The following is a 24,940-nucleotide window of genomic DNA, read 5'->3' on the forward strand; positions in this document are numbered from 1 at the left end:
CTTTTCGGCGCACGGCCGAACAGCCCTGCGTCTACCCCGGCCATGTATTTTCCCACTCTGCGGCCAGGCTGTGGTTTCCCGGGCAACGATGACAGCGTCGCTGAACCGCCGCCCGCGCGCCTACCTGCGGGCGGGAAGCTTCCGGCGCAGGCGAACCATTCCATACAGCGCCAGCAATGATGCCAACAGGCCAAGGGCCCAGCCAAGAGCCGGTTGGGCCGTGACTTCCATCCACACGGTTACTACCAGGAGGACCAGTGCCCAAAACGCGAGGAAACCGATGATGATGTCGAAGTCCTCACCCGAGCGGACCAGCCGGCTGCGGTTCCCCGCCCCCGGCGTGCGGGGGCGGGGACCGTTGTTCGTCACTTGACTGCACCAGCCGTGAGGCCGGCAACAATCTTGCGCTGGAACACCAGTACCAGGATCACCAGCGGGATGGTGACGATGGTGCCTGCAGCCATGATGGCCGTGTAGGGGATCTGGTTGGGTTGCGCGCCGGCGAAGTTGGCGATGGCCACCGTCACCGGCTGGGTTGCGTCACTCGACAGCTGGCTGGCGATCAGGAACTCGTTCCACGAGGAAATGAAGGCCAGGATTGCGGTGGTGAAGATCGCCGGTGCTGCCAGGGGCATGATGACCTTGCGGAACGCCTGCCCCTGCGTGCAGCCGTCAACGCGCGCTGATTCCTCCAACTCCCATGGCATTTCCCGGAAGAACGAGGTCATGGTGTAGACCGTCAGCGGGAGCACGAAGGAGATGTTCGGGATGATCAGCGCCTGGTAGCTGCCCATCCAGCCGATGTTGGTGAACAGCTGGAAGAGCGGGGTGATCAGGGCGACGCCGGGGAACATGGAGGCTCCCAGGATGAAGCCGAGCACCAGGAACTTGCCCCGGAAGTTCAACCGGGCCAATGCGTAGGCCGCAAAAACGCCGATCAGCAAGGACACCAGCGTTACGACGCCACCGATGAACACACTGTTGAGCAGCGCCTGGCCGAACCTGTTGCCGAACGACGTGTCGAACGCCGTGTTGAAGTTGTCCAGGGTTACGTGCGTGGGAAGGATCGACGTGTCGTAGGTGAAGCCCACCTCGCGGAACGCGGTCACCACCATCCAGTACGCCGGTGCCAGGCACCAGAGCAGGACGATGGCTGCGCTGATGTAAGTGCGGCCCTGGGCCCACTTTTCCCTGTTTTGCGCCGTCTTGCGGCCCTTGTCCTGCCGCGCCCGCAGCTCGGTTGCTGCCGTTGCCGTGGTCATTTCTTCCCCTTTCCTGTGGCGCCGCTCTGCTCAACCACGTTGGCCCCGAGGAACCGGACGAAGATGAACGCCACCAGGAAGATGATGATGAAGGTGATGGTGGACAGTGCGGCCGCCGAGTTGAACCCTTGCCTGATCTGGTTGATCACCAGGATGGATAGGGTGGTGGTGTTGTTCGCACCACCGGTCAGGATGTAGGGCAGGTCAAACATGCGCAGTGCATCCAGGGTGCGGAACAGGATGGCCACCATCAGTGCAGGCTTCACCAGCGGCAGGGTGATCAGGCGGAACCGCTGCCAGGCAGTGGTCCCATCCACCTTTGCGGCCTCGTAAACCTCCGCCGGAATCATTTGCAGGCCGGCAAGGATCAACAGCGCCATAAACGGCGTCGTCTTCCAAACGTCCGCAATGATCACGGCCCACTTGGCCGGCCACTCGCTGCCAGTCCACAGGATGGTGGTGTTGAACAGCTTGTTGGCGATGCCTTCAAAAGCGAAGATGAAGAACCAGAGCTTGGCGGTCACGGCCGTGGGGATTGCCCACGGCACCAGGACAGCTGCGCGGACCAGGCTGCGTCCGCGGAATTCGCGGGCCATGATCATGGCCATCCAGAAGCCGAGGACCGTCTCCAGGGTCACCGTCACTATGGTGAAGAAGAACGTGGTGGCTGTAGCGGACCAGAACTGCCCGCCCAGGGTGCCCGGCGGGCAGGCGACGGTTCCGCCGCCCGGCGATGAACACTGCTGTGCCAGCCAGTTCACGTAGTTTTGGATACCCGCCGAGCCGCCTTGGGTGAAAAGGCCGGTGGCGGGGTCAAGGCCGGCGTCCTTCTGGAAGGACATCACGATGGCGCTGATGATGGGATATATGATCACGACGCCCAAGGCGACGATGGTGGGGGCCAGGAGCCAGGATGCCCACCGGCCCTGGCTTGCAATCCTGTTGTCCTCCCCTACGCCCTTGGGCGCGTGATGGACGGGGGTACCGCCCGACGCCGGTGACTTAACCGGCGTCGGGCCTAGTTCGGTTGCCATGGCAGAACTACTGTCCTGCACCGGAGGATTCGATGGACTTCTGCATGTCAGAAAGTGCGGTTTCCACTGTCTTTTCTCCCTTGAGTGCGGAGTATGCGTTTTCCTGGATTGCCTTGGTGACCGCCGGGTAGAACGGCGTTACGGGACGCGGCACGGCGTTCTGGATCGAGGTCTGGAGAACAGACAAGTAAGGCAGCTTGGCCACGAGTGCCTGGTCTTCGTACACCGACGTCAGGATCGGAGCCAGCGAGGCCTGGTTTGCAAAGAACTTCTGGTTTTCCTCGGTCTCGATGAACTTGATGAAATCCAAGGCCGTGGCCTTGTTCTTTGAATACACACTGATGGCTGCGTTATGCCCACCAAGGGCGGAGGCACCGGGTCCAGACTTACCCGGCAGGGGCGCCATGCCGAACTTGTCCTTGACGGCGGAAGATCCTTCCGTGCTCATCAGGCTGTAGACATAGGGCCAGTTGCGCAGGAACAGCAGCTTGCCGCTTTGGAAGGCCTGGCGGCTGTCCTCTTCCTTGAAGGTGATGGCCTCCTTGGGGATGTTCCCGTCAGCGTAGGCTTTGGCCAGGTTTTCCAGGCCAGCCTTGGCTTCCGGCGTGTTCAGGTTCGGCTTGCCGTCCTTATTCAGGACGGAACCGCCGGCGGAGTTGATGGCTTCTGCAGCGTTGACGGTGAGGCCTTCGTACTTGCTGAACTGGCCGGAGTAGCACCCGATGTTGTTCTGCTTTGCGATGGAGCACATGCCCATCATCTCGTCCCAGGTCTTGGGCGCGTTGGGAACCAGGTCCTTCCGATAAAACAGGATGCCACCGTCGGAATCCTTGGGGCCGGCATAAAGCGTGCCCTTATAGGAGGCCGCATCAACCGGTGCCTTAAGCATCTTGGAAGTGTCTATGGCCATCTTGTCCTTCAGCGGCTGCAACCAGCCCTTGGCGGCAAACTCCGCGGTCCAAATAACGTCCACGCTGACCACGTCATAGTCGGACTGCTTCGCCTGGAAGTGCTGGACAAGGTCATCATGCTGCTGGTCCGCCTGGTCGGTCTGTTCTTTGAACGTGACCTTTTCATCGGGGTGCGCCGCGTTCCACTTCTCTATGAAGGGGCGCACAACATTGTTGTTGTCCTTGCCCTGTACGTAGGTGATGGGGCCGCGGCCGTCGAGGTTGGCGTCAGCGTCGCTGCCCCCACCGCCCGTGGTGCCCCCTCCACCTCCGCCGCCGCAGGCGGACAACGTAAGGGCCAGAATGCCGGCAGTGGCAGCCGGAAGCAGGAATCTCGGGGTTTTCATTAGCTTGAAGCTCCTCGCTGAGTGACAAGTAAGTCGACAGTGCGCTTGCTAGGTGAGGTTGATGTGGTGACCATCACACTAGTAAGGTTGCTGTCGGGAATGCAAGCGTTTACATCAAAAAGTTATCAGAGGGGAACCAAATGCCCGACATATCCGTTCCGGCGTCCCGCCCAGAGCCAACTCCCTGGTGGGTGGACGCCGTGGTCTACCAGATCTATCCCCGGTCCTTTGCCGACGGCAACGGCGATGGAATGGGCGACCTGCGAGGCGTACGGGACCGGCTCCCCTATCTTGCAGGGCTGGGTGTGGACGCTATCTGGCTGTCCCCCTTCTACAAGTCGCCGCAGGCCGACGGCGGCTACGACGTAGCGGACTACCGGCAAGTGGACCCGCTGTTCGGCTCGCTGGCGGACTTCGACGCCATGTTGCAGGAAGCTCACCGCCGCGGGTTGAAGGTCATTGTGGACCTTGTCCCCAACCACACCTCCGACGAGCACGCCTGGTTCCGGGAAGCGCTGGCGGCAGCGCCGGGAAGTCCTGAACGCGACCGGTACATGTTCAGGGACGGCAAGGACGAGGTCCCGGGATCCGGAGACGGCAGGCGGGCACCCAACAACTGGAAATCCATATTCGGCGGACCGGCCTGGAGTCGCGTGACCGAGGCCGACGGGTCGCCCGGCCAGTGGTACCTGCACCTCTTCGACACCAAGCAGCCGGACCTGAACTGGGAAAACGCGGAAGTTCAGGAGGAAATGCGTTCAGTACTGCGCTTCTGGCTGGACCGCGGCGCGGACGGCTTCCGAGTGGACGTTGCCCACGGCCTGGTCAAGGAAGCAGGACTTCCGGACTGGGAAGGCGTAGCTGCGATGGTGGAAGGAACGTCCGCTCCCCGCCTGGAGAACCACCTGCCGGGCGATGCCCCCCACGCCCACACCGATGCCGAGGAACCGCACCGGGCTGTCTCCCCCATGTATCCGCCGTCGCCCTTCTTCGACCAGGACGGAGTCCATGCCATCTACCGGGACTGGAACCGGGTCCTGGCCGAATACGGCGGGGACCGGATGATGGTGGCCGAGGCCTGGGTGGAACCGGCCGAGCGCCTTGCACGGTATGTCCGGCCCGATGAGATGCAGCAGGCCTTCAACTTCGATTTCCTGCTGGCCGGCTGGGACGCCGAACGCATGGCCGACGCCATCGACGCTTCCCTGGCGGCGGCAGCATTGGTGGGGGCTCCCTGTACCTGGGTCCTCAGCAACCACGACACCGTGCGGCACAGCACCCGGTTTGGGCTCAAGGATCCCACCACCTTCCCCAAGGGCATCGGCGACGCAGACGAACAGCCCGATGCAGCTCTGGGCCTTGCGCGTGCCCGGGCCGCCACCTTGGTTGCGCTGGCTCTTCCGGGCTCGGCCTACCTTTACCAGGGCGAGGAGTTGGGCCTTCCGGAGCACACCACCCTTCCCGACTCAGCCAGGCAGGACCCCACCTTCTTCCGGACCCACGGTGCCGAGATCGGCCGGGACGGCTGCCGCGTCCCGCTGCCATGGGCAGCGGATCAACCAGGTTTTGGCTTCTCTGGTTCACTATCCGGGGACGCTCCCGGGCCGTGGCTTCCCCAGCCGGAAAGCTTCGGTCCCCTGGCCGCCGACCAGCAGGACGGCGAGGAGGGCTCAACGCTGGAGCTTTACCGGGCCGCGCTGGCCTTCAGGTCAGCCCAGCACCTGGGCAGCGGAAGGGTGGAGTGGACTGAGGAACACGCGCCGGACAGCGGGGTTCTGGCATTCCAGAACGGAGGCGTGGTGGTGCTGTCCAACATGGGTTTCGCCTCCGCCCCCGTGCCCGACGGCTATGCCGTGGTGCTGTCCAGCGGCCCCGAACCAGCCGAAGACTGGGCCGGCATGCGGGAGGTTCCCGTTGACAGCACCGTGTACCTGCAGAGGGTGTAGCGGCAAAAAGAACTCAGCGGACCCGCTCTGCACGGCCGAAGCGGGTCCGCGCCCCGGCCCCGATGTGGATAACAACGGGGATCTCCCTGCCCACGACGGACTCCAGGGCCTCCAGCAGCCCGGCGACCTCGGCTGCGAGCAGGTGCGGTGCCACGCCCTGACGTGGCAGGAGCCGCAGCCTCAGCGCGGGCGAGCCTTTCACGTCGTAGGTGGTGACGGAGGCACCGGCAAGGTCCGGCCGTCCCTCGAGGGCCTGCCTCAGCGCCTGTTCCGCGACGCCGCCGCCAATCCGGACGTCGCCCGGGGTGTCGCCGGGATCGTATTCGGCGGCCAGAAGGTTTGACCGCCCCTTTCCTTGCTGGGCAATCCAGGCCACCATGAGCCCTATCAACGCCAGCAACGCCAGTGCCACCACGATCCACAACCAGCTTTCCGGCCGGCCGGGGAACCGGGTGGAATCGAAGAGCCGGTTAATGCCGCTCCACGATTCGGCGGACCAGGAGTGCCACCAAGGGGCCAGCGGAGGAACGGCCGCCAGCAGCACCAGCAGGACGCCCGCCCCCAGCAGGATCAGGCCGAATATGGTGAGCAGGATGCGGTTGAGCAGCGCCGGTGTGCTGTTCATGCTCCGATCACCCCGGAAGGAGTGACATTGACGCGGGGAACAGGAGCAGGTTCCAGCAGCATTTGGTCCAGCTCGTCGCGGACCGCTTCAAGCACCCTGCCCTGGTCCACGGGTACACCGGAGGTGGGCCGGACATTCACCTGCACCTGCCGCTGGGAGACAACCACCATGACCTGTTCAGGAGTGACGTTGGCGGCGAGCCGTGCGCGGCGGGCGAGGGAGGATGCGATGACCTCGTCGTCCACCACCACGGCCGGAAGCCTCTCCCCGTGCCCGCCGGCCAGCAGATGGCGGGCGCGCTTTCCCGGGAGGATGCCGTTGAGGAGGAAGACCAGGCCGACCATGGCGAGCACGCCACCGATCGCGGCGAGCAGCAGCGGAGAGGTTCCAGCGGGAAGATCCACAATGCGCTGCGCTGCCACCTGGGGCTCGATCAGCCACGCGGGCTGGCCCACGGCATGGACTCCCGACTCGAGGACACCGTACGCGGCCAGCACCAGCACAAGGACAGCAGCAACCACGGATACCGCGGCCCGCGGGGAATGGGTCTCGCGGTACAGGATCCTGCGCATGTCAGGTCCGTTGCTTCTGTGCGGTGCGCTGTTCGCCTGGCGGTTCTCCACTCTGCTGCTCACCGCACCCGCCCTCCTGTACTGATCCTTGCCCCGCTGATGCGGATGTCAACCCGGCTCAACCTGGAACCGCTCAATTCCGAGACGGTAGCCATGATGCTTGCCTTGGCCCTGACTGTGCGGTCCCAGATGGACCCGCCGAACGCATCCACCTTCGCCGGGTCCAGGACCACCGACTGCAAAGGCGGGACGCTGATGGGCGTGACGAGGGACAAAGCCAGCAGGCCGTCGTCGTCCGTCCAATCCGCCCGCACGTCCTGGGCTTCGACGCCCAGCGCCGTCGCGGCGGCCGCCTTGGCAAGGCTCGTCAAGGCCTGGGTGCTGATTCGGTTATGGCCGCTGAGCGCCTGCCCACGCACAACGGGCGCGGGCGAGCTCATGAGGACGAGCGCCGGCCGGTGATGGCATCGAACACGCCACGCAGGTCCAGCTTTCCCTCGGCGGCACGTCCCAGGACCGCGCCGATGGCCATGAAGAGCAGGGAGACAAGGAAGCCCCACAGGCCGAACTGCAGGGACATGAAGGCCACGAAGGCGCCCATGGCGGTGCCTGCCACGGTGAGGTTCACAGCAGCGCCTCCCGTTCGGGACCGGCCGTCGCGGTGGTCTTGACCGGCGGCGGCACGTAGACGTCCGTGACCTCGACGTTCACCTCGATGACCTGCAGCCCCACCAGTTCCTCGACTGCCCGGTAAACGGCTGCGCGGACATCATTGGCCAGTGCGTGAAGCGGTGTGCCGTAACTTGCCACCAGGGTGATGTCAACAGCCACCTGCGTTTCGCCCACTTCCGCGTGCACACCGGCAGCGTGGTCGGAACTTCCGACGGCGTCGCGGATGGCGCCTAAAGCACGGGACGGGCCCGAACCCAGGGAGTAAACGCCGGGAACCGAGCGCGCGGCGATTCCTGCCACCTTGGCCACAGCAGTCTCGGAAATTACCGTCCGGCCCGGACCAGGAGCCGGAGCCGGGCTTGCTGCAGGACGGTTTGGCACCACGGGTTGTGGGTTCTGGTATTCCATCAGGCACTCCCCCTTCTGTTGTTTCCACCCTATCCCCAGGCTGCGACACATGCCCCGGAAACTCTGCGGCCCGCCGTCAAGGAATTGCGTTGCGTCCTGGTTAAACACAGTCCCTTTAAAAGGATCAGGCGGGGAGCCCCGAAGGACTCCCCGCCTGGATCAGTGCCACATGCAGCGGCAGGGCGGGTGCCGCCTACTTGTAGAGGCCCTCGCCGCCAACCCTGGCGTTGGTGGGCAGGTATCCGAACGGGCCGAGGCCGTTCTGGCCAAAGCCCCTGTCAACCTGGGATACGCCGTCGCGGAAATTGATCTTGACCGTCGGCGACAGCGAACCGCCGCGGACGCCGTTGACGTTGTCGATGAAGGACTGCACCAGGCCGCCTGGCTGGACGTAGTGCGAATATGCCTGGAACTGCCGGCCGTTTTGCTTGGCGGACGGACTTTCCGGAGCGTTGGCCGGAAGGTTCAGGTCGGTCGGGGACCCGAGCGCCAATCCGCTGTTGTTCATCGGCTGGTAGTCGGAACGGACGCCGTCGCCCACGAAGCCGTAGACGCCGTCGGGGCCGCGCATGCCTGCGGCGTACGTGAACTGGTGGCTGATGGTGAACAGGTAGTACTTGTTCCTGCCGCCCTCGTTCTGGATGAAGATCTGCGGGCGCTCAGTCTGGTCGTTGACGCAGTTGGCGGACAGGATCGGCGGCAGGAAGGACCACTTGGTCAGGTCCTTGTTGTCCGCTACGGCCAGGCCCACGTTTGCGGTCTGGTAGTACGCGCCGCTGCCCTGGACGTCGCTGATGTCCTCGGCGTGGGGGTCGCCCGGCTGGTAGCCGAGGTCCTCGCCCTTGCACTGGTAATCACCGCGGGTGCCGCCGGTGTTGCCTTCGAACACCATGAAGGTCTTGCCGGGATGGGCCGGGTCGGCGAAGGTGTAGGGGTCGCGGAACGCGAAGCCGGGGTTCTGCGCCTTGGTCTGGTACATCTTTCCGTCCGGTTCCAGCAGCTTGGTGTGGTCGAAGCCGTCGAACGTGACGCCGTTCTGGTCCGCGTGAATGTTGCCCAGCGCCTTGGCGATGGCTGCGTCGGGAGCAATCCCGCCGCCGCCTGCGTTCCGCTCGGCCACATCGTAGAAGGTGGTGGCCGTGTAGAAGACGTTCACGTGGTTGCCCTGCATCAGGCGGGTGGAGCCGGACCATTCGGTGTTGCCGATGGAGGTGTTGTCCAGGAACAGGTGTCCGCCGTAGTTCCACTTGTCCTTTGCCGGATCCGCATTGGTTTTCCGGAAGAAGTAGCCGATCCGGGCGTTCCAGTGGCGCTGGTCGAAGCCGTAGCCGGCGTGGCGGTCGGCCACCAGGGAGAAGATGACGTCCCAGCCCTTGTAGCTGATCTGGTTGGCATTCTCATCCGTCAGGGACCAGGTGTCCCAGACCCAGACGTCGTCATTCATGGTGGGGAAATCCTCTGGGATTTCCGGCATGGTGACGTCCGGGCTCATGGAGTTCGTGCCCGGGGAGACCGAGGAGTCACTCTGTGCCATGATCTGCTTGGCGTCCGCGCGGGTCCACTTGGAGGTGAAGTCCGACGCCGGGTCAAAAGGCTGCTGGGTGTGTTGCGTCGGCAGGGGGAAACCTGGGGTGGGGGCCGGCATCTGCTGGACTGCGGGCGGGTCGGAGGGCTCGTTGGCCTGCGCCGAGGGGACGGCCAGGAAGGCTGAGGCCGCCGCGGTTGCCACCAGCGCTGCGGCGGCTGTGCGCCACCGCGGCAGCCGGTGTTGGGGGTGCTTGTGCATTTCTTGCTCTTCTCGCGGAGTTGTAACTGTTCGTGGAAGACGGGCCTGCGCCCATGGCCCCGCAACAACCGCGTCCGGCAACACCGCAGGCGTCGTGAGGGACGCCATTGTGTTGGGGAATCAGGGCCTGGGTGCGGCCCTGTTGGCCGATGGAAAGCATGCTTTCCCTCGGCTTGCCCGTCCACGCTAGACGGGAAGCCGGAGTGGTTCAAACCTTGTTTCGGGCGCTCCAACCCGCTACCGCCGAGTAGGATGCAAGCGCTTACGCAATCCAAGGCGCGCGCGTGCCACAACGGTTTGTCAGAAATCAAATGTTTCAGATGTCAGTCGAATTTATTTGTACGACCTTTAGAGAGGCGGGCCCGAGCCCCGCAGGACGTGGACCAGAGCACCTGGATTCAGGGGCTGCCCTAAGTGGATCCGCTGGCCATGGAGTGGGGTGTGCGACGCAAGCTTGTTCGCGGATCCGAACCAGCAAGGCAAGGTTTTGCGAACAAGCTCAGGAATTTCGAGTGCTCAACCAGAAAATGGCCCAACCAGGACGTGAAGCCCGATATCGGCAGCGGCCAGGATGCGGGGTCAGCATTACCCGGCCAGCCGAACACCGGGTTAAATGACGAAAAGCACCAGCTCCGAAGAACTGATGCTTCCCAGTGGTGGCTCCGACCGGCGTCGATCCGGTGACCTTTCGATTTTCAGTCGAACGCTCTACCAACTGAGCTACAGAGCCTAGGTGACTAGTCACCATGACAGCCGGAATTTCTTCCAACAATCAGAGCGACCCTGACGGGACTTGAACCCGCGACCTCCGCCGTGACAGGGCGGCGCGCTAACCAACTGCGCTACAGGGCCTTGCGTTTCTTGCCTTCGCAGTATCTCTACCGCTTTTTTCAAGGCTTCCAGCCTACCAGACTTTTTTAGCCTGCTTGACCAGTTCCTTGCGTACCCCCAACGGGATTCGAACCCGTGCCGCCGCCGTGAAAGGGCGGTGTCCTAGGCCGCTAGACGATGGGGGCCAGAACCCGTTCGGAACAAAATAAAAGGCGTCAAGCGAGGCTTTCCGTCTTTGTCCTTTGCGTTTCTCCGAACTGGACTCTAAAACTATAGGGCCTCTGCAGGAATTATCCAAAATCGGCGGAAAACCGCGCTTTGGGCCTCCTCACGGGTCAAGATGGACGGATGGATGCCGTCGCAGCGCTCAATGAGATTGCTTTCTGGCTGGAGCGCGGACGCGCCGCCACCTTCAAGGTCCAGGCCTTCCGCAAAGCGGCGGCCGCCATCAGCCCCCTGGGCGCGGAGGAATTGGCCACCCGGGCGCGGACCGGGCGGCTCAAGTCCATGAAGGGAATCGGCGACCGCACCTACGCGGTCATCAAGCAGGCGGTGGACGGCCAGGTCCCCGATTACCTGGCGGACCTCCGGGAGAAGGGCGCCCAGCCCCTGGCGTCCGGCGGGAAGGAAATCCGGGAGGCACTAAGGGGCGATCTGCACAGCCACAGCGAATGGTCCGACGGCGGCTCCCCCATTGAGTTGATGGTGGCGGCGGCGGGGGTGCTGGGCCGGGAGTACCTGGCACTGACCGACCACTCCCCCAACCTCACCATTGCCAACGGCTTATCGGCCGAGCGGCTGCAGGACCAACTGGACGTGGTGGCAGCGGTGAACGGCAACGGCGGGGGTACCCGGCTCCTGACCGGAATCGAAGTGGACATCCTCGAATCCGGTGAGCTGGACCAGGAACCGGAGCTGTTGGACCGCCTGGACATCGTGGTGGCCAGCGTCCATTCAAAGCTGCGCGCGGACAGGAAAACCATGACCACCCGGATGCTCGGCGGCATCCAGGATCCGCACACCAATGTCCTGGGCCACTGCACGGGGCGGCTGGTGGAGGGCTCGCGCGGAACCCGGCCGCCGTCGGAATTCGACGCCGTTGAAGTGTTCGCCGCGTGCGCGGAACACAACGTGGCGGTCGAGATCAATTCCCGCCCGGAACGGCAGGACCCTCCCGATGCCCTGATCCAGTTGGCGCTGGAAGCAGGCTGCCTGTTCTCGATCGACAGCGATGCCCACGCACCCGGGCAGCTGGATTTCCTGCAGTATGGCGCAGAGCGGGCGGCCCGGAACGGCGTGCCGGCCGAGCGGATCATCACCACCTGGCCCGTGGAAGACCTGCTTGGCTGGGCCGGCAAACGATAGGGTCGGCACCCAGACATCCGCAGCACGTTGTGGGGGAGCATCCTGACCGAGGACACCGACGTGGCCGATTTCCGCCAGCCCGGGGCCTTTTCCCGCCGTAGATTTGTCTCATGCCGCCAACCAGCCCCGCCCATGAACCGCTGACCACCGCCACTGCAGCAGCGAAGCCCGTGAAAGCCCTTGGGGTGGCCGCCATGGTGATCACGGTCGTTTTGTGGGCGTCGGCATTCGTGGGAATCCGGGCCATTGGCCCCTACTTCTCCCCCGGCCCGCTGACCCTTGGCCGGCTGGTGATTGCCGCCATCGTTCTGGCCTTCCTGGTGGTGCCGCAACTGCTCAAGAGCCGGCTTCTGCCCCGGGGACGGGAATGGCTGCCCATTCTCGCCTACGGCGTGATGTGGTTCGGTGGCTACAACGTGGCACTGAACGCCGCCGAGCACATCCTCGATGCCGGCACCAGCGCCCTGCTGATCAACGTCAACCCCATCCTGGTGGCCATTATGGCCGGAATTTTCCTCAAGGAAGGCTTCCCGCGCTGGCTGCTCATCGGAAGCACCGTGGCCTTCGCGGGTGTCGCATTGATCGCCCTGGGATCCGGACAGCCGCGTTCAGGGGAGAGTTCGACGGCGGACCTGGCGGGTGTGGCGCTTTGCCTCCTTGCCGCGGTGCTCGCCGCCGTCAGCGTCATCATCCAGAAGCCGGTCGTACGGAAGTTCCCCGCGGCGCAGGCAACCTGGTTCGGCATCGTGGTGGGGGCATTTTGCTGCCTGCCCTTCGCCGGGCAGTTGGCGTCCGAAGTGCAGGCTGCCCCGCCGCAGGCCACGCTTGCGCTGGCCTATCTGGGTGTATTCCCTACAGCCATCGCCTTCACCACGTGGGCATATGCGTTGTCGCTGGTGGATGCGGGGAAGCTGGCCGCCACCACGTACCTGGTCCCGGGCACCACGGTGTTGATTTCCTGGCTGCTGCTGGGCGAGATCCCCACGACATGGGGACTCGTGGGCGGACTGGTGTGCCTGGTGGGTGTGGGGCTCACCCGGCGCCGTACCGGGGTCCGCAGCCGGCAGCGGCCGCTTCGGCGCTAGAGTCGGTGTATGCCAGCCAGCCTTCCGCCGGGGCTTCCGATTGTGCCTTCCGGCCCGAGCGAGCCGTCCGGGTTCACAATGTCCCCTGACGAGTTCGAGGCCGCCGTCCAGGATGCCCTGGCCAGCATTCCGGCCAGGCTGGCCCGGGCCATGGACAACGTGGCCGTCTTCATCGACGACGACTACGTGCCGGGCCCCGGGGAAGATCCGGACACGGTGCTGCTGGGACTCTACGAAGGGGTCCCGCTGACGGAACGTGATTCCTGGTGGGAGGCCGGTTCCCTGCCGGACCGGATAACAATCTTCCGCGAACCCATTCTTCGGATCTGCGATTCCAAGGACGACGTGATCCACGAAGTGGCCGTCACCGTGGTGCACGAAGTCGCCCACCACTTCGGCATATCCGATGACCGGCTGCACGAGCTGGGCTGGGGCTAGCCTTGTAGGCATGGGACACGACCACAGCCACAATCACGGAATCACCGCCACCGGGCGGCACCGGAAACGCCTTGTGGCCGTCCTGGGGATCACGCTTGCCGTGGTGGTCATCCAGATCGTCGGGGCCGTGCTGTCCGGATCGCTCTCGCTGCTCGCAGACGCGGGACATATGCTGTCGGACGCGGCCGGTGTCACCATCGCCCTCCTGGCTTCCTGGATTGCAGGGCGCCCTGCGAGCAACCAGCGGACCTACGGCTACCAGCGCGCGGAGGTCCTCGCGGCCCTGGCCAATGCGCTGATCCTGATCGTGATCTCCGTGGTCATCTTCTCCGAGGCGATCCGCCGTTTCAGTGCTCCGCCGGAAGTGCAGACGGACATCATGCTCTTTGCCGCCATCCTCGGTGCCGTGGCAAACCTCGTGTCGCTCATGATCCTGCGCACGGCACAGGACGAGAGCCTGAACATCCGGGGCGCCTACCTGGAAGTACTCGGCGACCTCCTTGGTTCTATGGCCGTCATCATCGCGGCGGCAGTGATCATGCTGACCGGCTTCCGGGCGGCGGACACCATCGCCTCTGTCCTGATCGCGCTGATGATCCTGCCGCGCGCCTGGAGCCTGCTGCGTGATGTGGTGGATGTCCTGCTGGAAGCCAGTCCCAAGGGAGTGGAGGTGCAGATGATCCGCGAACACATCCTCTCCGTTGCCGGCGTGACGGACGTGCATGACATCCATATCTGGACCATCACGTCCGGCGTCCCCGTGTTCTCGGCCCACGTTGTTGTGGAGGACGGAGTGCTCAACGCGCGGGGCGCCGACCAGTTACTGGACAAACTCATTACCTGTCTGGGTTCGCATTTCGATACCGACCACTGCACCTTCCAACTGGAGCCGGCCAGCCACTCGGAGCATGAAGCGCACCAGCATGCCTGAGCACGACACGCCCCACGGATTCAGCTCCTAATGACACGCTTGTGGTTTATGTTATTGATGTGACTAGTGTTGCTAATGTGCAGAACGTCACGTAACCTCGGACTGCTGGCGAGCAGCTGAGGGGCACCGTCGTGCCGCGTCCAGAACCTCACTCCCAGCCTTACCGTTGCGAGGTCTCTGCAGATGGCTTTATCCGGATCCGGCCGCAGGACGGCCGTGCTGTGCGCCGCCGTCGTCCTTTTTGCATCCGTGGCAACGCCGGCAGCCGCTGTACCGGCGCCATCCACTCTGTTGGCCGTTCCGGCGTCGCCTGAAATCCCTTCGCCGGAGGACATCGCAGCAGCGAAGGCCAGCGAGGCCGCGACGGCGGACCGGGTCAGCCAGATCGAGCGCATCCTTGGCGACGCCTCCACAGCCCAGCAGGCAGCATTTGCCGTGGCCATGCAGGCCAACAACTCGTACAGCGAGGCACTGGTGGAGCTGCAGCAGAGGACAGACGCGGCAGCCGTTGCCTCCGCCAGGGCCTCGTCCGCCCGTGAACAGCAGGACAAAACCCGGAAGCAGGTGGGGCAGCTCGCCGGGGACCTGTACCGCAACGGCGGCCTGAACCCCACTCTCGGGACCCTGGCCAGCGGCGGTGAGAGCCTGCAGCAGGCAGCCACGCTCGAGGCCCTTTCAGCCAGCCGAAGCCGGGCCTTCGAGGCTGCGGACGCCGCGGCCACCGCCTACCGTTCCCTGACCGCAGCTGCCGAAGACGCCACCAAAGCCGCGGACGACGCAGCGAAAACGGCTGAACAACGGAAGTCCCAGGCGGAACAGGCCAACGCCGCGCAGGCCAAGGCCGTGGCCGACGCCAAAGCGCAGCGGACCATCCTGGTGGACCAGCTGGCACAGCTCCGCAACACCACTGTGGCGCTGGAATCGGCCCGCGTGGATGCCCTGGACCGGCAGCGCGAAGAGGCCCGGCTTGCCGCCCTGTCCGCCGCCGCCGACAAGGCTGCACAGGACAAGGCCGAGCAGGACAAGGCTGCCCAAAACCAGGCGACGCCCAACCAGGCAGCGCAAAGCCAGGCAGCACAAAACGCAACACAGAACGGCCGTGGACAGGAAGCGGCCCCGGCGGCCCCGGCGCCCGCAGCACCTGTTGCGCCTGCACCGGCTGCCGTCGCCCCCGCGTCGCCCGCTCCCGCCCCGGCTGCGCCCGTACCCGCGGCACCCGCACCCGTTGCTCCGGTTGCCCCCGCGCCCGCACCCGCTGCACCCGCTGCACCCGCCCCGGCCCCTGCCCCTTCCACCGGCTCAGGGACCTACGAGGCAGCCATCTCCGTCGCTCTGGGAAAGGTGGGCGCCCCGTACTTCTACCAGTGGGGCGGCACCGGCCCCTACGGCTTTGACTGCTCAGGACTGGTCCAGAACGCCTTCGCGGCGGCCGGAAAGTATCTCCCCCGCACAGCCTCACAGCAATACGCTGCCGCCCCGATCCACGTTCCCATTTCACAGGCCCGCCGCGGCGACCTGCTCGTCTGGGGTTCGGCACCGAACTTCTACCACGTCGCCATCTACCTTGGGAACGGCCAGGTGGTGCAGGCACTCAACCCGCAGGAGGGCATCACCGTTTCCACCATCAGCTCCATGGTGGGCATGGACCTCTACCCGTATGCGGCCCGCTACTGAGCTGCACGGCTGAATTGCAGGGCTGAGCTGCATAGCCAGGCTGCCCGGGCCGTGGCCGTTTCCGCCGCCGTCGTCAGCTCAAGATGTCCTTGGTGACGAACCGGCCGTAGGCGAGCGCCCCGAACACTGCCACATAGCCGGCCTGCAGGAGGCCGTTGCTGGCAAAGGAATCCCATTCAAGGGGCTGGCGGAGCATGTCACCGAAACCAAGCCAGTAGTGGCTGAAAAGCCACGGGTGCAGCCACTCCAGCTGCGGCAACTGGTCCAGGACCTGGGAGACCACCGAGACCACCACCGTGGCTGCCATCGCTCCCACCGGCACCACGGTCAGGGTGGACAGGAACAGCCCGATTGCCGACAGTCCGGCGAGTGACACAGCAAGGTAGGCAGCGATCAGCACGATGCGCAGGGCAGCCTCGGAGGGCTGGACCACCCCGCCGGAGAGCAGCGTCACCGGACCCACCGGGAAAAGTGCCGCGCCAATGGCCGCGCCCGCAAGGCCAACGGTCAAGGGCGCCACGATGCAGAAGGCCAACGCGCCAGCGTACTTGACCAGGAGGAGCCGGACCCGCCCGGCCGGCGCGACCAGGAGGTACCGGAGGGTTCCCAGGCTTGCCTCTCCGGCGATCGTGTCGCCCGCCACCACGCCTACCGTGAGCGGCATGAACAGCGGCACGGAAACCAGCATGGCGGTAAAGGCCACGAACAGGCCGTTCTGGGTGATCCGGTCAAGGAAGGCAGGCCCCCGCCCGGGCGGAACCGCGGAAGAGACCTTCACCGCAACGGCAATCAGGACCGGGATGGCGGCGAGCGCCAGGAGCAGCGCCCACGTCCGCCGCCGGCCGAACAGGACTTTAAGTTCCGACGCCAACAGGGACAGCCCCGAGCTGCGCGGGACTGCGGCTGGCAGGGCAGTTCCGGCAGCCTCCGGAATCTCCGCGGGCACACTACTGGGCAACGTCGAATCCCTCCCCGGTGAGGGCAACAAAGCGGTCTTCAAGGCTTTCCCGCTCGACGGCGAATCCCCGGACGCGGACGCCGGCCTGGACGAGGTGCGCCACAACGTCCTCGGGAAGCACCGCCGGCGGCTGGGCGCCACCTTCCAGCTCTGCCACGATGGTCTCCCCCTCCGGCTGCGCCCGCTGTCCGGTTACAGCGCGTCCGGGTCCAGCCTGTCCAGATTCAGCCTGTCCGGGTTCCGGCATGAGTCCCAGCCGCGCCAGGACCTGCCGGGCCGCTCCGCCGTCGGGCGTCACCAGCCGGAGCCGGGTGCTTCCGGCCTGCCGCAGCTCGGCAAGGGGCCCCTGCGCCACGAGCTTCCCAACGCTCATGACGGCAGCGTGGGTGCACATCTGGTCCACTTCGGCCAGCAGATGGCTGGACACAAAAACGGTGGTGCCCTCATGCGCCAGCGACCGCACCAGATTGCGGACTTCCCGCGTGCCCTGCGGGTCCAGCCCGTTCGTGGGCTCATCCAGGACCAGCAGGTCCCGTGGCGACAGCAAGGCGTTGGCGATGCCCAGCCGCTGCTTCATTCCCAGCGAGTAGGCGTGCACGCGCTTCCCGGCTGCGTGCTCCAGGCCCACGCGCTCCAGCGCCCGCTGTACCCGTCTGCGCCGGGTAGCGGGAACGGTGTGCGGGCTCGCGGCGTCCAGCCGGTGGAGGTTGGCGGCGCCGGACAGAAATGGGTAGAACGCCGGACCTTCCACCAGGGCGCCCACGCGCGGCAACACGTCATGGAGCCTGCCAGGCATCTCCTGGCCGAGCAGGGTCACCGACCCTGCGGATGCCGCGGCGAGGCCGAGCAGCATGCGGATGGTGGTGGTCTTGCCGGAGCCGTTGGGTCCCAGGAAGCCGAAGACCGTACCATGCGGGACGGCAAGGTCTACGTGGTCGACGGCGGCCTGCCGGCCAAAGTGCTTGCTAAGCCCGCGGGTCTCGATGGCCAAACCAGAACCCACCGGGCCGGCCCCCGTCCCGCCAACGCTCCCCCGCGCGTCCAACACTTACTGAGCCGCTGCTGCTGCGGCCTGCAGCCGATCCGGCGCCACCATTCCCGCGAAGATACGTCCGTCGTCCGTGACCAGGACGTTGAGCAGGGCGGTGGAGAGCAAGCGGCCGCCGGGGACGGCGGTGGCGGCCTGGGACAGGAGCGGGTCCTGCAGCAATGATTGGGCCGCAGAGGCGGATCCATTCGCCGTGCCCACCACGGTCTCCCAGCCAGTGCCGGTTATGGAGACGCGTCCCTTGCCGGCACCGTTTGAGAGGAGCTGTTCAGGAGTGATGGCCGTGCCGGGATCGCGGAAACTGGCCGGCATATGGGACTTGTCCGGAACGGGAAGTTCCTTAATGGTGCTGCCCGGGGGCGGGGCGAAGTTGAAGACGGACTGATCCGGGGCGTCCAGCGAGAGGCTCGTGAACCTGGAACGGAACGCGGGGTTGTCGGCTCCGCGTGCGGTCACCTGGACGGACAGGGGCATCCCGTTTTCACCGTCGACGGCGATTTCCACCTTGGCCACCAGCGTTGTTTCGGTGCGCGGTTCGATCAGCAGGTTGTAGGCGGTGCGTCCGGCAACAGATACGTCCGGTCCCACCGAAACGGCTGTGGTGGGTTCAATCTTGGACAGGAAATGCTGTGCCAGGTCGCCCGGCGTTGGCATTCCCGCTTCCCCCTGGTGGTCCTTGGAGCGCGCCGGGTCCTGGGCATGCGCGGGCAGGGTCAAGTGCGCGGCTGTGTTGTCCTTGGACGAATAGAACCAGACGTCGGCGCCGTGGCGGACCACGTCCCGTTCAGCCAGCTGGTCCATCACCTGCACGCGGGCATTGTCCTTGCCATCCAGGTAGACGCGCGCGGTGTGCTTGCCTGACAGCAGCTCAATCACGGAGGCGGCACTCCCGGCGGGGGCAGGACCGGATGGCTTGCCGGTGGCCGGCAGCTCTGGAAGTCCCAGTTCAGCGGACTGTTCCACGGTGCCGGAGAACGTCTGCATGTGGTGGCTCGCCGCCAGTTCCAGGACCTGCGCCGGCGTCTTGGCCGGTAATGGGTTGCTGGCACCTGCCGGGAGGGACCCGGCCAGGGCGCCGGCGGCAATCACCAGCGGGGCCGCGACCGCGGGCAGCCACCGCAGCCACACCCGGCGGCCATCTGTGCTGTTTCGCTGCAACCGTATTTTTTGCAGCCGTCCGCTGGAATCCAGCGCGTTGGAGCCCATAGGTAAAGACTACGCCGGTGCAGGTGGATAGGTGCCCCCTGTATTGTCCCCGTCCTGGACAGAGGCGCCGGATGGTTTGGGCACCACCGTGCCCGCACCGCCGTCGACCATTATTATTTGCCCGGTGCCGATTAGTACGGTGGCATCCGCGACTCCAACGACCGCAGGTATGCCGTACTCCCTGGCCACAACGGCGCCGTGGGAATTGGCGCCGCCCATCTCCATCACCAGCCCTCCTGCGGTCAGGAACAGCGGAGTCCAGCCCGGGTCCGTGGACGGGGCCACCAGGATTTCCCCGGGCTCCAGGCGGGCACCGACGGGATCGAGGATGACGCGCGCCGCAGCAGTCACTGTTCCCGCCGAGGCAGGGCTGCCGGCCAGCGTTCCCTCCGCGGAATGTCCGACGCCGGTATGCACCGCTTCGGGTTCGGTGCCGTCCGAGAGCAGCACCCGCGGAATGTGGCGGCGCCGGAGCTCCTGGGCGTAATCCTGGCGCCGGCCGGCCACGAGTGCCCGAAGGTCCCGGGCGGGTGCTCCGTTGTCCGCGGCGTTCCCGGACAAAGCGTTCCCGGACAGAGTGTTCCCGGACAAAGCCTGGCGGGCCTCGGCGAAGTCCAGGAAGAACACGTCGTCCTGCTGTTCGATGACGCCGGCCTGCGCCAGTTCCCTGCCCGCCTGCTGCAGCAGCCGGCGGACTTCCGCAAGGCCGGCCACCAATTGGTACTTTGGCAGCTCACGCAGGCCGGCGAACATCCGTGCCCTCCGAAGCGCGGCACGCACCAGTTTTGCCCTGATCCGGCCGCGGGCGGCGGCGCGGGCAACGAGCCGGTCCACCTGCGCCTCAGCGTCCTCGATGGCCTTGCTGAACTGTGCGTCAGGCGCCAGGGCCGGGTCCTCCAGCCGAAGGTAGTTGGCAAGGATGCCCAGGATATGCGCCGGTTCCTCCGACCATCGCGGCAGGCCGACGTCGATCTCGCCCACTGCCCTGTGGCCGTACCTGGCCAGGAACCTGGCCAGGCCCGCGTCAAGGCGTGCCGGCAGCTGCCCGGCCTGGAACGCGGCCGCCAGCGCAGCCGGGTCCTCCGCCATCAGTGCCGTGCGTGATTCAGCGTCTTCCCGGATTTCCGTGGCAAGGTGCCACAGCTCCAGGTCCATTTCCGTGGTGACGTTGTTGGGCAGGCCACGGATCACGGGCTGCAGTTCACCCCAGGCATTCCCGCCCAGCAGCTTTCCCGCCACGCCAAGCATGGCGAAACCCAGGGCAGGAAGGGGAAGAATGGCCGGCACAATCGGAAACAGGCGCCGCCCCAGGAGCAACTCGGCGTGGTCAAGGCCTGCCATCGCGCCGGCACCGTCGTCCGAACCCAGCGACGCCTCAAAGTCCCGCGTGAAGCGGTCCAGCCGCCGGAGGGCTGCCCCCGGCCGGAACAGCGCCCGAAGGAAAGTGCCGGGAACCTTCGCGCGGACTGCTGCGGGAGCGACGTGGTGCAGCAGCCCAAAGGGCGTCCTCGTGGTCACCGAAAAAGCGGGGTCCTCGAACAGGTGCCGCATGACCGTTGCAGTCCGGGCCTCCATGACGTCGAAAACCCGGGGAACCAGCCGGCGGCCCAGAGTGCTGCGGATGGGAGTGGTGAAGTCTATGTAGATCCGCTGCCCGGCTTCGGCATAGGGCGACGGTCCACGACGGGGATCAGGAACAGGGAAGCCGACAGCTGTGGCGACGGAGGAAGCGATGAGGCGCACCGCTGCAAGGCCCATGGGCGTAAGCGGCCGGGTAAGCCCCTGGGCCAGGCTGAAGCATAGATACGCCTTGGTACCGCCCGCGGCTGCGTTGCTCTTGGGGACCGGGTACAAGGTGGTGATCGGCCTGGACTGCGTGAGCCACAGGGTCCCGGCACGGTCGATGGCCCACTCCGTGTCCTGCGGGGCGCCGAAATGATCCTCGGCCTGCAGGCCGAGCCGCGCGAGTCCGGCCAGCTGCCCGTCCGTCAGGCAGGCGGCGTCACCGGCTGCCTGACGCCTCCGGGTCTGCGTCCCGCCGCCGGGCAGGGGCCGTACCTCAACGCCTTTGCCGCCCAGTTTCCGTTCCAGGACCTTGCCTGTCAGGGCGTCCACCACGAAGTGGTCCGGATTGACGGCGCCCGAGACGACGGCCTCGCCCAGGCCCGGGCTGGCATCGATAACGATCTGCCGCCTGCGGCCGGTCAGGGGGTTCGCCGTGAACATGACGCCGGCGGCGTCCGCGTCCACCATCCGCTGGACCACCACAGCGAGCGCCACGCCTGCCGGATCGATACCCAGGCTTGCCCGGTAGGCCGTTGCCCGGTCCGTCCACAGCGACGCCCAGCAATTGCGGACGGCATCAAGCACGGCAGGCACTCCGATGACGTTGAGGTAGGTGTCCTGCTGCCCGGCGAAGCTGGCGAATGGCAGGTCTTCAGCGGTGGCCGAGGACCTGACTGCCACCGGAACATCGGACCCCAGGGCCGTGTAGGCCTGTTCCACCGCCCGGGAGACCGCCGCCGGAAGCCCGGTTGCCAGGATCGCGGAACGTGCCGTTCCAGCCAGCCCAGCGACGTCGGGCGGTTCCGCAACGCCGGCCCGTGCTGCGTCTCCGAGCACGGCGTAGACCCCGGCCAACGCGGGAGGCAGGGAACCGGGGGTACCGACTGCCTGCCGGTATGCGTCGGTGGTGAGGCAGAAGCCCTCCGGGACCGGCAACCCTGCGGACAAAAGCTCTCCGAGGTTGGCTGCCTTGCCGCCCACCAACGCCAGCATTCCGGCATCAAGCCGGCGCAGATCCAGCACCAGCCCGGCGTCGGTGCTGGTGGCTGCTGTCGGCAGCCCTGGCTGCTCCATGACCCAGGTGCCTTATCCGAGGGGGTGCCGTGCTGCCTGGCCCGTGCCGGCTAGGCGGCGTCGCCCAGGATCGGACCGAACCGCGCACGGTCGGCCAGGCGGGGGTCCTCCCGGTCGGGGACCACCATGACCGGCCCCTTGGCGTGGTGGAGCACGCCGTCGGACGTTGAGCCCAGGAGCATGCCGGTGAAGCCGCCGCGGCCGCGGGTACCCACCACCACCAGCTCCACGTGCCGGCTTTCCTCCACGAGCACGTCCACCGGCGAGCCGTCCTTCAGCTCGTAGTCGGCCTGCAGGTGCGGGTAGTGGCTGCGGAGCCACGCCATGCCGGCTTCCAGGGTGACCCGGATATCGTCAAACAATGCCTTCCGGTCCATGGGTGCGGGAACCCAAGCCAGGGAACCGCTGTACTGGGGAACGGCGCAGATCACGCGGAGCAAGGCGCCCAGCCGTTCGGCCTGGTCTGCTGCCTCGAGGACCGCAACGCGTGCTTGCTCGGAGCCATCGACGCCTACCACCACCACGTTCTCCACCGGCCGGTGACCGGACTTTGCCTGCTCTGCCTTGACCCGGCGGTCCTCGGTGGTTTCGCCGAGGCGGTCGGAACAGAACAGCGGGACCGTCACCGTGGGGCATTTTGCATGGGCGGGCAGGGCACTGCTGACGGATCCCAGGAGGCGGCCTACGAAGCCACCGCGGCCGCGGGTGCCCACCACCAGGAGTTCAGCTGATTCGGAAATGTCCAGCAGCACTCCTGCTGCGTCGCCGTTCTCCACGGCGGAACTGACGTCGATGTCGTAGGCGGAAACCTTCTCCACGGCCTGCCTGGCGATGGCCTCGGCGCCTTCACGGATGACCGAATCGTCCACCGTGGCATAACCTCCGTCCAGTCCGGACGCGGCGAAGATCGGCACGGAATAGGCGGTGACGATATGGAGCGGACGACGGCGGCGCTGGGCTTCCCGCGCGGCCCACACCAGGGCGCATTGGCCGTGGTCCGAACCGTCGACGCCCACCACGATGCCGTGGGGAGCGGCAGACGCAGCACCACCGTCCCGGGCCGGGTCCGGGTGCAACTCTCCTGAGCCCATGGGGGCCGCCTCCTCGCGATACGCCTGATGTTGCGGCTATTCTGCCAGAAAACGGACCGCTCCCCGTGCATCCCGGCCCCCAGCGGCACCGGCAGGAAAAGGGCCGTTCCCATTTCCCACTATTCTCCGTCCCCCAGGGCTTAGCAAGCCTGTTCAGGGGCGGTAAAGCCTTGTTATCCACAGGCCTTCCGGCGTGGTTCGGAAAGCGCCTTCAGGTCATTGGGACTGTTTTCTTCATTGGGCTATCCACGGCCGCATTTGTTCTGTAGTCTTCAGGGCATTGTTGGTCCGGGACGCCAACTGCAACTTCCTTGCGGACTGTCCCGGCCATGCACTGCGGCCGTACTTGGGGGGTAACGGGACGCGGGCCGGCGAGGATGCCGGCACCTGCCAAAAGCTTCGAAGGAGGGAAACTGTAGTGTCAAGCATGCCTGGGGATGCCGGGACCGAACAGACCACCACTGTGATCATTGGCACCGGCCTGTCCGGACTTGCCGTGGCTGCAGAACTGCGCCGCCATGGCGTGGACTCCATCGTGGTGGACGGACTGGACATCCTCGGCGCTGGCCAACCCGCAAACACGTCGTCATTGCAGCGCTGCGATGCGGCGGACAGCGATACCCTCCGGGAGCGCAACGAGATCCTGCGCCACCTGCGCAATTACGTCGCAAGCCACAGCGTGGACGTTCGGAACACGACCCGGGCGGTCCAGCTGACCATGCTTGAAGGGCCCGGGCATGACGCCGCTCCGCAGTGGCAGGTGCACACTCCCACCGGCATCCTGCTGGCGGACCACATCGTCCTGACCAGGTGCGCCCACAGCCAGCTCCGGCGCATGCTCAGCGACTTCGGGATTGCCGTTGGCCGCAACGTGGCAGCGGCGATGCGGGCCATTGGTATCTACCTGGTGGGCGTGGGCGAGCTGATCACGCCGTCGCCCAAGGAAGTACTGCGCCAGGCCAAGACGGTGGGCCAGGCCATCTCGGCCAAGGTCAATCCGGACACCGGCCGTTCATCCGGCGGCGCCTTCCCGGCAACGGGAAGCTTTGCGGTGCTGACCTGCTGACGGCCCTCCCGGTGCCCGCCGGCAGGCTGGACCCGTCCGGACCGGCCGGCGCGGGCTACGTCCGGCCGTCCTCCCCGGTACTCCCGTCATCCGCTGCATCCCCGTCATCCCCCTCGCCGGTGAGCCGGCGCCGCGCCATGACGCCAAGGGCCACCAGCAGCCCCACGGCCACGGCTGCAAAAACCACAATGCTCCACTGGAAGGGCTCGCCCGCATTGGCCGGTTCGGCCGGCTCCTCCGTTACCCCGGGTTGTGCTGTGCCCATTCCCGGAACCGCACCCGCCGCCGTCGCGCTTCCCGCTGCTGACGGTCCGGACGTTGCAGACGCGGCGCCGCCTGAAGCCGCGGTGAACGTAAACGTGCCCTCAATGGGGTGCGAGTCCGAGCTGACCACCCGCCATGCCACGGTGTACTTGCCCGCGGGGCCGCCGGGCCGAAGCTTTTGGGTGGCCGTGTTGTCCACGATCTGCACGGACCCGTCCGCCCATTCGGTGCCGCCGGCGTCCTTGACAGAGAACGAGGAGCCGATGCCCAGCGGCGTGTTGCCGAAGGTCACGGAGACCTCGGTGGGCGGGGCCGCCAACGCAGCCCCCTGGGCCGGGCTGGTGGACTCGGCAGCGTCATGGGCGGAGGCCGGCCCAGCCAGGCCCAGCATTGCGGCGGCGAAAACAAAGGAGAGGAGGAGACAACCGGGCACAAGGCCCAACAACTGGCGGCGGACTTGGCGCATGTTTGGGCTGCTCCTCGTGTTGGCTTCCTTACAGACTAGGCGCATTTGCGGGCCTG

General features: G+C 66.1%; 23 protein-coding genes and 3 tRNA genes. 7 read left to right on the plus strand and 19 right to left on the minus strand.

Translation table 11 applies throughout. The features are described 5' to 3' along the window. Positions 1-120: 120 nt before the first annotated feature. Genes Q9R31_RS17100 through Q9R31_RS17115 form a run of 4 tightly spaced genes read right to left on the minus strand, consistent with a single transcriptional unit; the run spans position 121 to position 3,593 of the window. Complete coding sequence (locus Q9R31_RS17100; protein WP_311263898.1) at positions 121-369, minus strand: hypothetical protein; 249 nt, start codon at positions 367-369, stop codon at positions 121-123. Next, positions 366-1,262, minus strand: a complete 897-nt coding sequence (locus tag Q9R31_RS17105; protein WP_311263899.1) for a carbohydrate ABC transporter permease — start codon at positions 1,260-1,262, stop codon at positions 366-368. The genes Q9R31_RS17100 and Q9R31_RS17105 overlap by 4 nt, the downstream gene beginning before the upstream one ends. Then, entirely contained in the window at positions 1,259-2,296 is a 1,038-nt protein-coding gene (locus Q9R31_RS17110) for a sugar ABC transporter permease (protein WP_311263900.1), read from the minus strand. Before Q9R31_RS17110 ends, Q9R31_RS17105 begins: the two co-directional genes overlap by 4 nt. A gap of 7 nt (positions 2,297-2,303) precedes the next feature. Continuing rightward, a complete protein-coding gene (locus Q9R31_RS17115) occupies positions 2,304-3,593 on the minus strand; it encodes an ABC transporter substrate-binding protein (RefSeq protein WP_311263901.1) in 1,290 nt (429 codons plus the stop codon). A gap of 140 nt (positions 3,594-3,733) precedes the next feature. Between Q9R31_RS17115 and Q9R31_RS17120 the strand changes: the two genes are divergently transcribed. Then, positions 3,734-5,539: a glycoside hydrolase family 13 protein gene (locus Q9R31_RS17120; protein ID WP_311263902.1), complete on the plus strand. Its 1,806-nt coding sequence runs from the start codon at positions 3,734-3,736 to the stop codon at positions 5,537-5,539. Between the two features lie 13 nt (positions 5,540-5,552). On the opposite strand, the gene Q9R31_RS17125 is transcribed toward Q9R31_RS17120, so the two are convergent. The 9 genes from Q9R31_RS17125 to Q9R31_RS17165 all read right to left on the minus strand — a co-directional run bounded on the left by Q9R31_RS17125 (position 5,553) and on the right by Q9R31_RS17165 (position 10,618). Next, positions 5,553-6,164: a hypothetical protein gene (locus Q9R31_RS17125; protein WP_311263903.1), complete on the minus strand. Its 612-nt coding sequence runs from the start codon at positions 6,162-6,164 to the stop codon at positions 5,553-5,555. Further along, the gene (locus Q9R31_RS17130) at positions 6,161-6,799 is read right to left on the minus strand and encodes a hypothetical protein (protein ID WP_311263904.1); all 639 of its coding nucleotides are present in this window, start codon (positions 6,797-6,799) and stop codon (positions 6,161-6,163) included. Before Q9R31_RS17130 ends, Q9R31_RS17125 begins: the two co-directional genes overlap by 4 nt. Further along, positions 6,796-7,176, minus strand: coding sequence for a hypothetical protein (locus Q9R31_RS17135; protein WP_311263905.1), 381 nt, complete (start codon positions 7,174-7,176; stop codon positions 6,796-6,798). The genes Q9R31_RS17130 and Q9R31_RS17135 overlap by 4 nt, the downstream gene beginning before the upstream one ends. After that, positions 7,173-7,364 carry a hypothetical protein gene (locus Q9R31_RS17140; RefSeq protein WP_311263906.1) on the minus strand — a complete coding sequence of 64 codons (192 nt, stop codon included), beginning with the start codon at positions 7,362-7,364 and terminating at the stop codon, positions 7,173-7,175. Before Q9R31_RS17140 ends, Q9R31_RS17135 begins: the two co-directional genes overlap by 4 nt. Next, positions 7,361-7,816 carry an Asp23/Gls24 family envelope stress response protein gene (locus tag Q9R31_RS17145; RefSeq protein WP_311263907.1) on the minus strand — a complete coding sequence of 152 codons (456 nt, stop codon included), beginning with the start codon at positions 7,814-7,816 and terminating at the stop codon, positions 7,361-7,363. The genes Q9R31_RS17140 and Q9R31_RS17145 overlap by 4 nt, the downstream gene beginning before the upstream one ends. Positions 7,817-8,009: 193 nt before the next feature. After that, a complete protein-coding gene (locus Q9R31_RS17150; RefSeq protein ID WP_311263908.1) occupies positions 8,010-9,602 on the minus strand; it encodes a glycoside hydrolase family 68 protein in 1,593 nt (530 codons plus the stop codon). 654 nt (positions 9,603-10,256) lie between these two features. After that, a tRNA-Phe gene (locus tag Q9R31_RS17155) sits at positions 10,257-10,332 on the minus strand. Between the two features lie 48 nt (positions 10,333-10,380). Next, positions 10,381-10,454: transfer RNA gene (locus tag Q9R31_RS17160), tRNA-Asp, on the minus strand. A 91-nt stretch (positions 10,455-10,545) separates the two neighbouring features. Beyond that, positions 10,546-10,618: transfer RNA gene (locus Q9R31_RS17165), tRNA-Glu, on the minus strand. 163 nt (positions 10,619-10,781) lie between these two features. Between Q9R31_RS17165 and Q9R31_RS17170 the strand changes: the two genes are divergently transcribed. The 5 genes from Q9R31_RS17170 (at position 10,782) to Q9R31_RS17190 (ending at position 15,926) form a co-directional block, all read left to right on the plus strand. After that, entirely contained in the window at positions 10,782-11,798 is a 1,017-nt protein-coding gene (locus Q9R31_RS17170; RefSeq protein ID WP_311263909.1) for a PHP domain-containing protein, read from the plus strand. Positions 11,799-11,908: 110 nt separating this feature from the next. Beyond that, positions 11,909-12,883, plus strand: a complete 975-nt coding sequence (locus Q9R31_RS17175) for a DMT family transporter (protein ID WP_311263910.1) — start codon at positions 11,909-11,911, stop codon at positions 12,881-12,883. A 9-nt stretch (positions 12,884-12,892) separates the two neighbouring features. Then, on the plus strand, positions 12,893-13,321 hold the full coding sequence (locus tag Q9R31_RS17180; RefSeq protein WP_311263911.1) for a metallopeptidase family protein: 429 nt from the start codon (positions 12,893-12,895) through the stop codon (positions 13,319-13,321). A gap of 10 nt (positions 13,322-13,331) precedes the next feature. Then, positions 13,332-14,252 carry a cation diffusion facilitator family transporter gene (locus tag Q9R31_RS17185; protein ID WP_311263912.1) on the plus strand — a complete coding sequence of 307 codons (921 nt, stop codon included), beginning with the start codon at positions 13,332-13,334 and terminating at the stop codon, positions 14,250-14,252. Positions 14,253-14,435: 183 nt separating this feature from the next. Beyond that, the gene (locus Q9R31_RS17190) at positions 14,436-15,926 is read left to right on the plus strand and encodes a C40 family peptidase (protein ID WP_311263913.1); all 1,491 of its coding nucleotides are present in this window, start codon (positions 14,436-14,438) and stop codon (positions 15,924-15,926) included. A 73-nt stretch (positions 15,927-15,999) separates the two neighbouring features. Here Q9R31_RS17190 and Q9R31_RS17195 read toward each other — a convergent pair whose 3' ends face one another. Genes Q9R31_RS17195 through Q9R31_RS17215 form a run of 5 tightly spaced genes read right to left on the minus strand, consistent with a single transcriptional unit; the run spans position 16,000 to position 23,088 of the window. Then, positions 16,000-16,884, minus strand: a complete 885-nt coding sequence (locus tag Q9R31_RS17195) for an ABC transporter permease (RefSeq protein WP_311263914.1) — start codon at positions 16,882-16,884, stop codon at positions 16,000-16,002. After that, entirely contained in the window at positions 16,874-17,875 is a 1,002-nt protein-coding gene (locus tag Q9R31_RS17200; protein WP_311263915.1) for an ATP-binding cassette domain-containing protein, read from the minus strand. The genes Q9R31_RS17195 and Q9R31_RS17200 overlap by 11 nt, the downstream gene beginning before the upstream one ends. A 57-nt stretch (positions 17,876-17,932) precedes the next feature. Further along, positions 17,933-19,090 carry a hypothetical protein gene (locus Q9R31_RS17205; protein WP_311263916.1) on the minus strand — a complete coding sequence of 386 codons (1,158 nt, stop codon included), beginning with the start codon at positions 19,088-19,090 and terminating at the stop codon, positions 17,933-17,935. A 57-nt stretch (positions 19,091-19,147) separates the two neighbouring features. After that, a complete protein-coding gene (locus Q9R31_RS17210) occupies positions 19,148-21,997 on the minus strand; it encodes a PEP/pyruvate-binding domain-containing protein (protein WP_311263917.1) in 2,850 nt (949 codons plus the stop codon). Between the two features lie 50 nt (positions 21,998-22,047). Beyond that, entirely contained in the window at positions 22,048-23,088 is a 1,041-nt protein-coding gene (locus Q9R31_RS17215; RefSeq protein ID WP_311263918.1) for a universal stress protein, read from the minus strand. 427 nt (positions 23,089-23,515) lie between these two features. Between Q9R31_RS17215 and Q9R31_RS17220 the strand changes: the two genes are divergently transcribed. Next, positions 23,516-24,154 carry an NAD(P)-binding protein gene (locus Q9R31_RS17220; RefSeq protein ID WP_311263962.1) on the plus strand — a complete coding sequence of 213 codons (639 nt, stop codon included), beginning with the start codon at positions 23,516-23,518 and terminating at the stop codon, positions 24,152-24,154. Between the two features lie 55 nt (positions 24,155-24,209). Here the strand turns inward: Q9R31_RS17220 and Q9R31_RS17225 are convergent, their stop codons facing one another. After that, positions 24,210-24,884: a copper resistance protein CopC gene (locus Q9R31_RS17225; protein ID WP_311263919.1), complete on the minus strand. Its 675-nt coding sequence runs from the start codon at positions 24,882-24,884 to the stop codon at positions 24,210-24,212. Positions 24,885-24,940: the final 56 nt, after the last annotated feature.

Origin of the sequence: Pseudarthrobacter sp. BRE9 (assembly GCF_031844305.1) — a bacterium.
Classification (GTDB): domain Bacteria; phylum Actinomycetota; class Actinomycetes; order Actinomycetales; family Micrococcaceae; genus Arthrobacter.

Bases quoted from the DNA above. Each gene is read 5' to 3' on its own strand.
- Q9R31_RS17105 (WP_311263899.1), bottom strand. From the start codon at position 1,262: ATGACCACGGCAACGGCAGCAACCGAGCTGCGGGCGCGGCAGGACAAG.
- Q9R31_RS17225 (WP_311263919.1), bottom strand. From the start codon at position 24,884: ATGCGCCAAGTCCGCCGCCAGTTGTTGGGCCTTGTGCCCGGTTGTCTC.
- Q9R31_RS17120 (WP_311263902.1), top strand. From the start codon at position 3,734: ATGCCCGACATATCCGTTCCGGCGTCCCGCCCAGAGCCAACTCCCTGG.
- Q9R31_RS17220 (WP_311263962.1), top strand. From the start codon at position 23,516: ATGCCTGGGGATGCCGGGACCGAACAGACCACCACTGTGATCATTGGC.
- Q9R31_RS17145 (WP_311263907.1), bottom strand. From the start codon at position 7,816: ATGGAATACCAGAACCCACAACCCGTGGTGCCAAACCGTCCTGCAGCA.
- Q9R31_RS17170 (WP_311263909.1), top strand. From the start codon at position 10,782: ATGGATGCCGTCGCAGCGCTCAATGAGATTGCTTTCTGGCTGGAGCGC.
- Q9R31_RS17185 (WP_311263912.1), top strand. From the start codon at position 13,332: ATGGGACACGACCACAGCCACAATCACGGAATCACCGCCACCGGGCGG.
- Q9R31_RS17115 (WP_311263901.1), bottom strand. From the start codon at position 3,593: ATGAAAACCCCGAGATTCCTGCTTCCGGCTGCCACTGCCGGCATTCTG.
- Q9R31_RS17175 (WP_311263910.1), top strand. From the start codon at position 11,909: ATGCCGCCAACCAGCCCCGCCCATGAACCGCTGACCACCGCCACTGCA.
- Q9R31_RS17180 (WP_311263911.1), top strand. From the start codon at position 12,893: ATGCCAGCCAGCCTTCCGCCGGGGCTTCCGATTGTGCCTTCCGGCCCG.
- Q9R31_RS17135 (WP_311263905.1), bottom strand. From the start codon at position 7,176: ATGAGCTCGCCCGCGCCCGTTGTGCGTGGGCAGGCGCTCAGCGGCCAT.
- Q9R31_RS17210 (WP_311263917.1), bottom strand. From the start codon at position 21,997: ATGGAGCAGCCAGGGCTGCCGACAGCAGCCACCAGCACCGACGCCGGG.
- Q9R31_RS17215 (WP_311263918.1), bottom strand. From the start codon at position 23,088: ATGGGCTCAGGAGAGTTGCACCCGGACCCGGCCCGGGACGGTGGTGCT.
- Q9R31_RS17190 (WP_311263913.1), top strand. From the start codon at position 14,436: ATGGCTTTATCCGGATCCGGCCGCAGGACGGCCGTGCTGTGCGCCGCC.
- Q9R31_RS17125 (WP_311263903.1), bottom strand. From the start codon at position 6,164: ATGAACAGCACACCGGCGCTGCTCAACCGCATCCTGCTCACCATATTC.
- Q9R31_RS17110 (WP_311263900.1), bottom strand. From the start codon at position 2,296: ATGGCAACCGAACTAGGCCCGACGCCGGTTAAGTCACCGGCGTCGGGC.
- Q9R31_RS17150 (WP_311263908.1), bottom strand. From the start codon at position 9,602: ATGCACAAGCACCCCCAACACCGGCTGCCGCGGTGGCGCACAGCCGCC.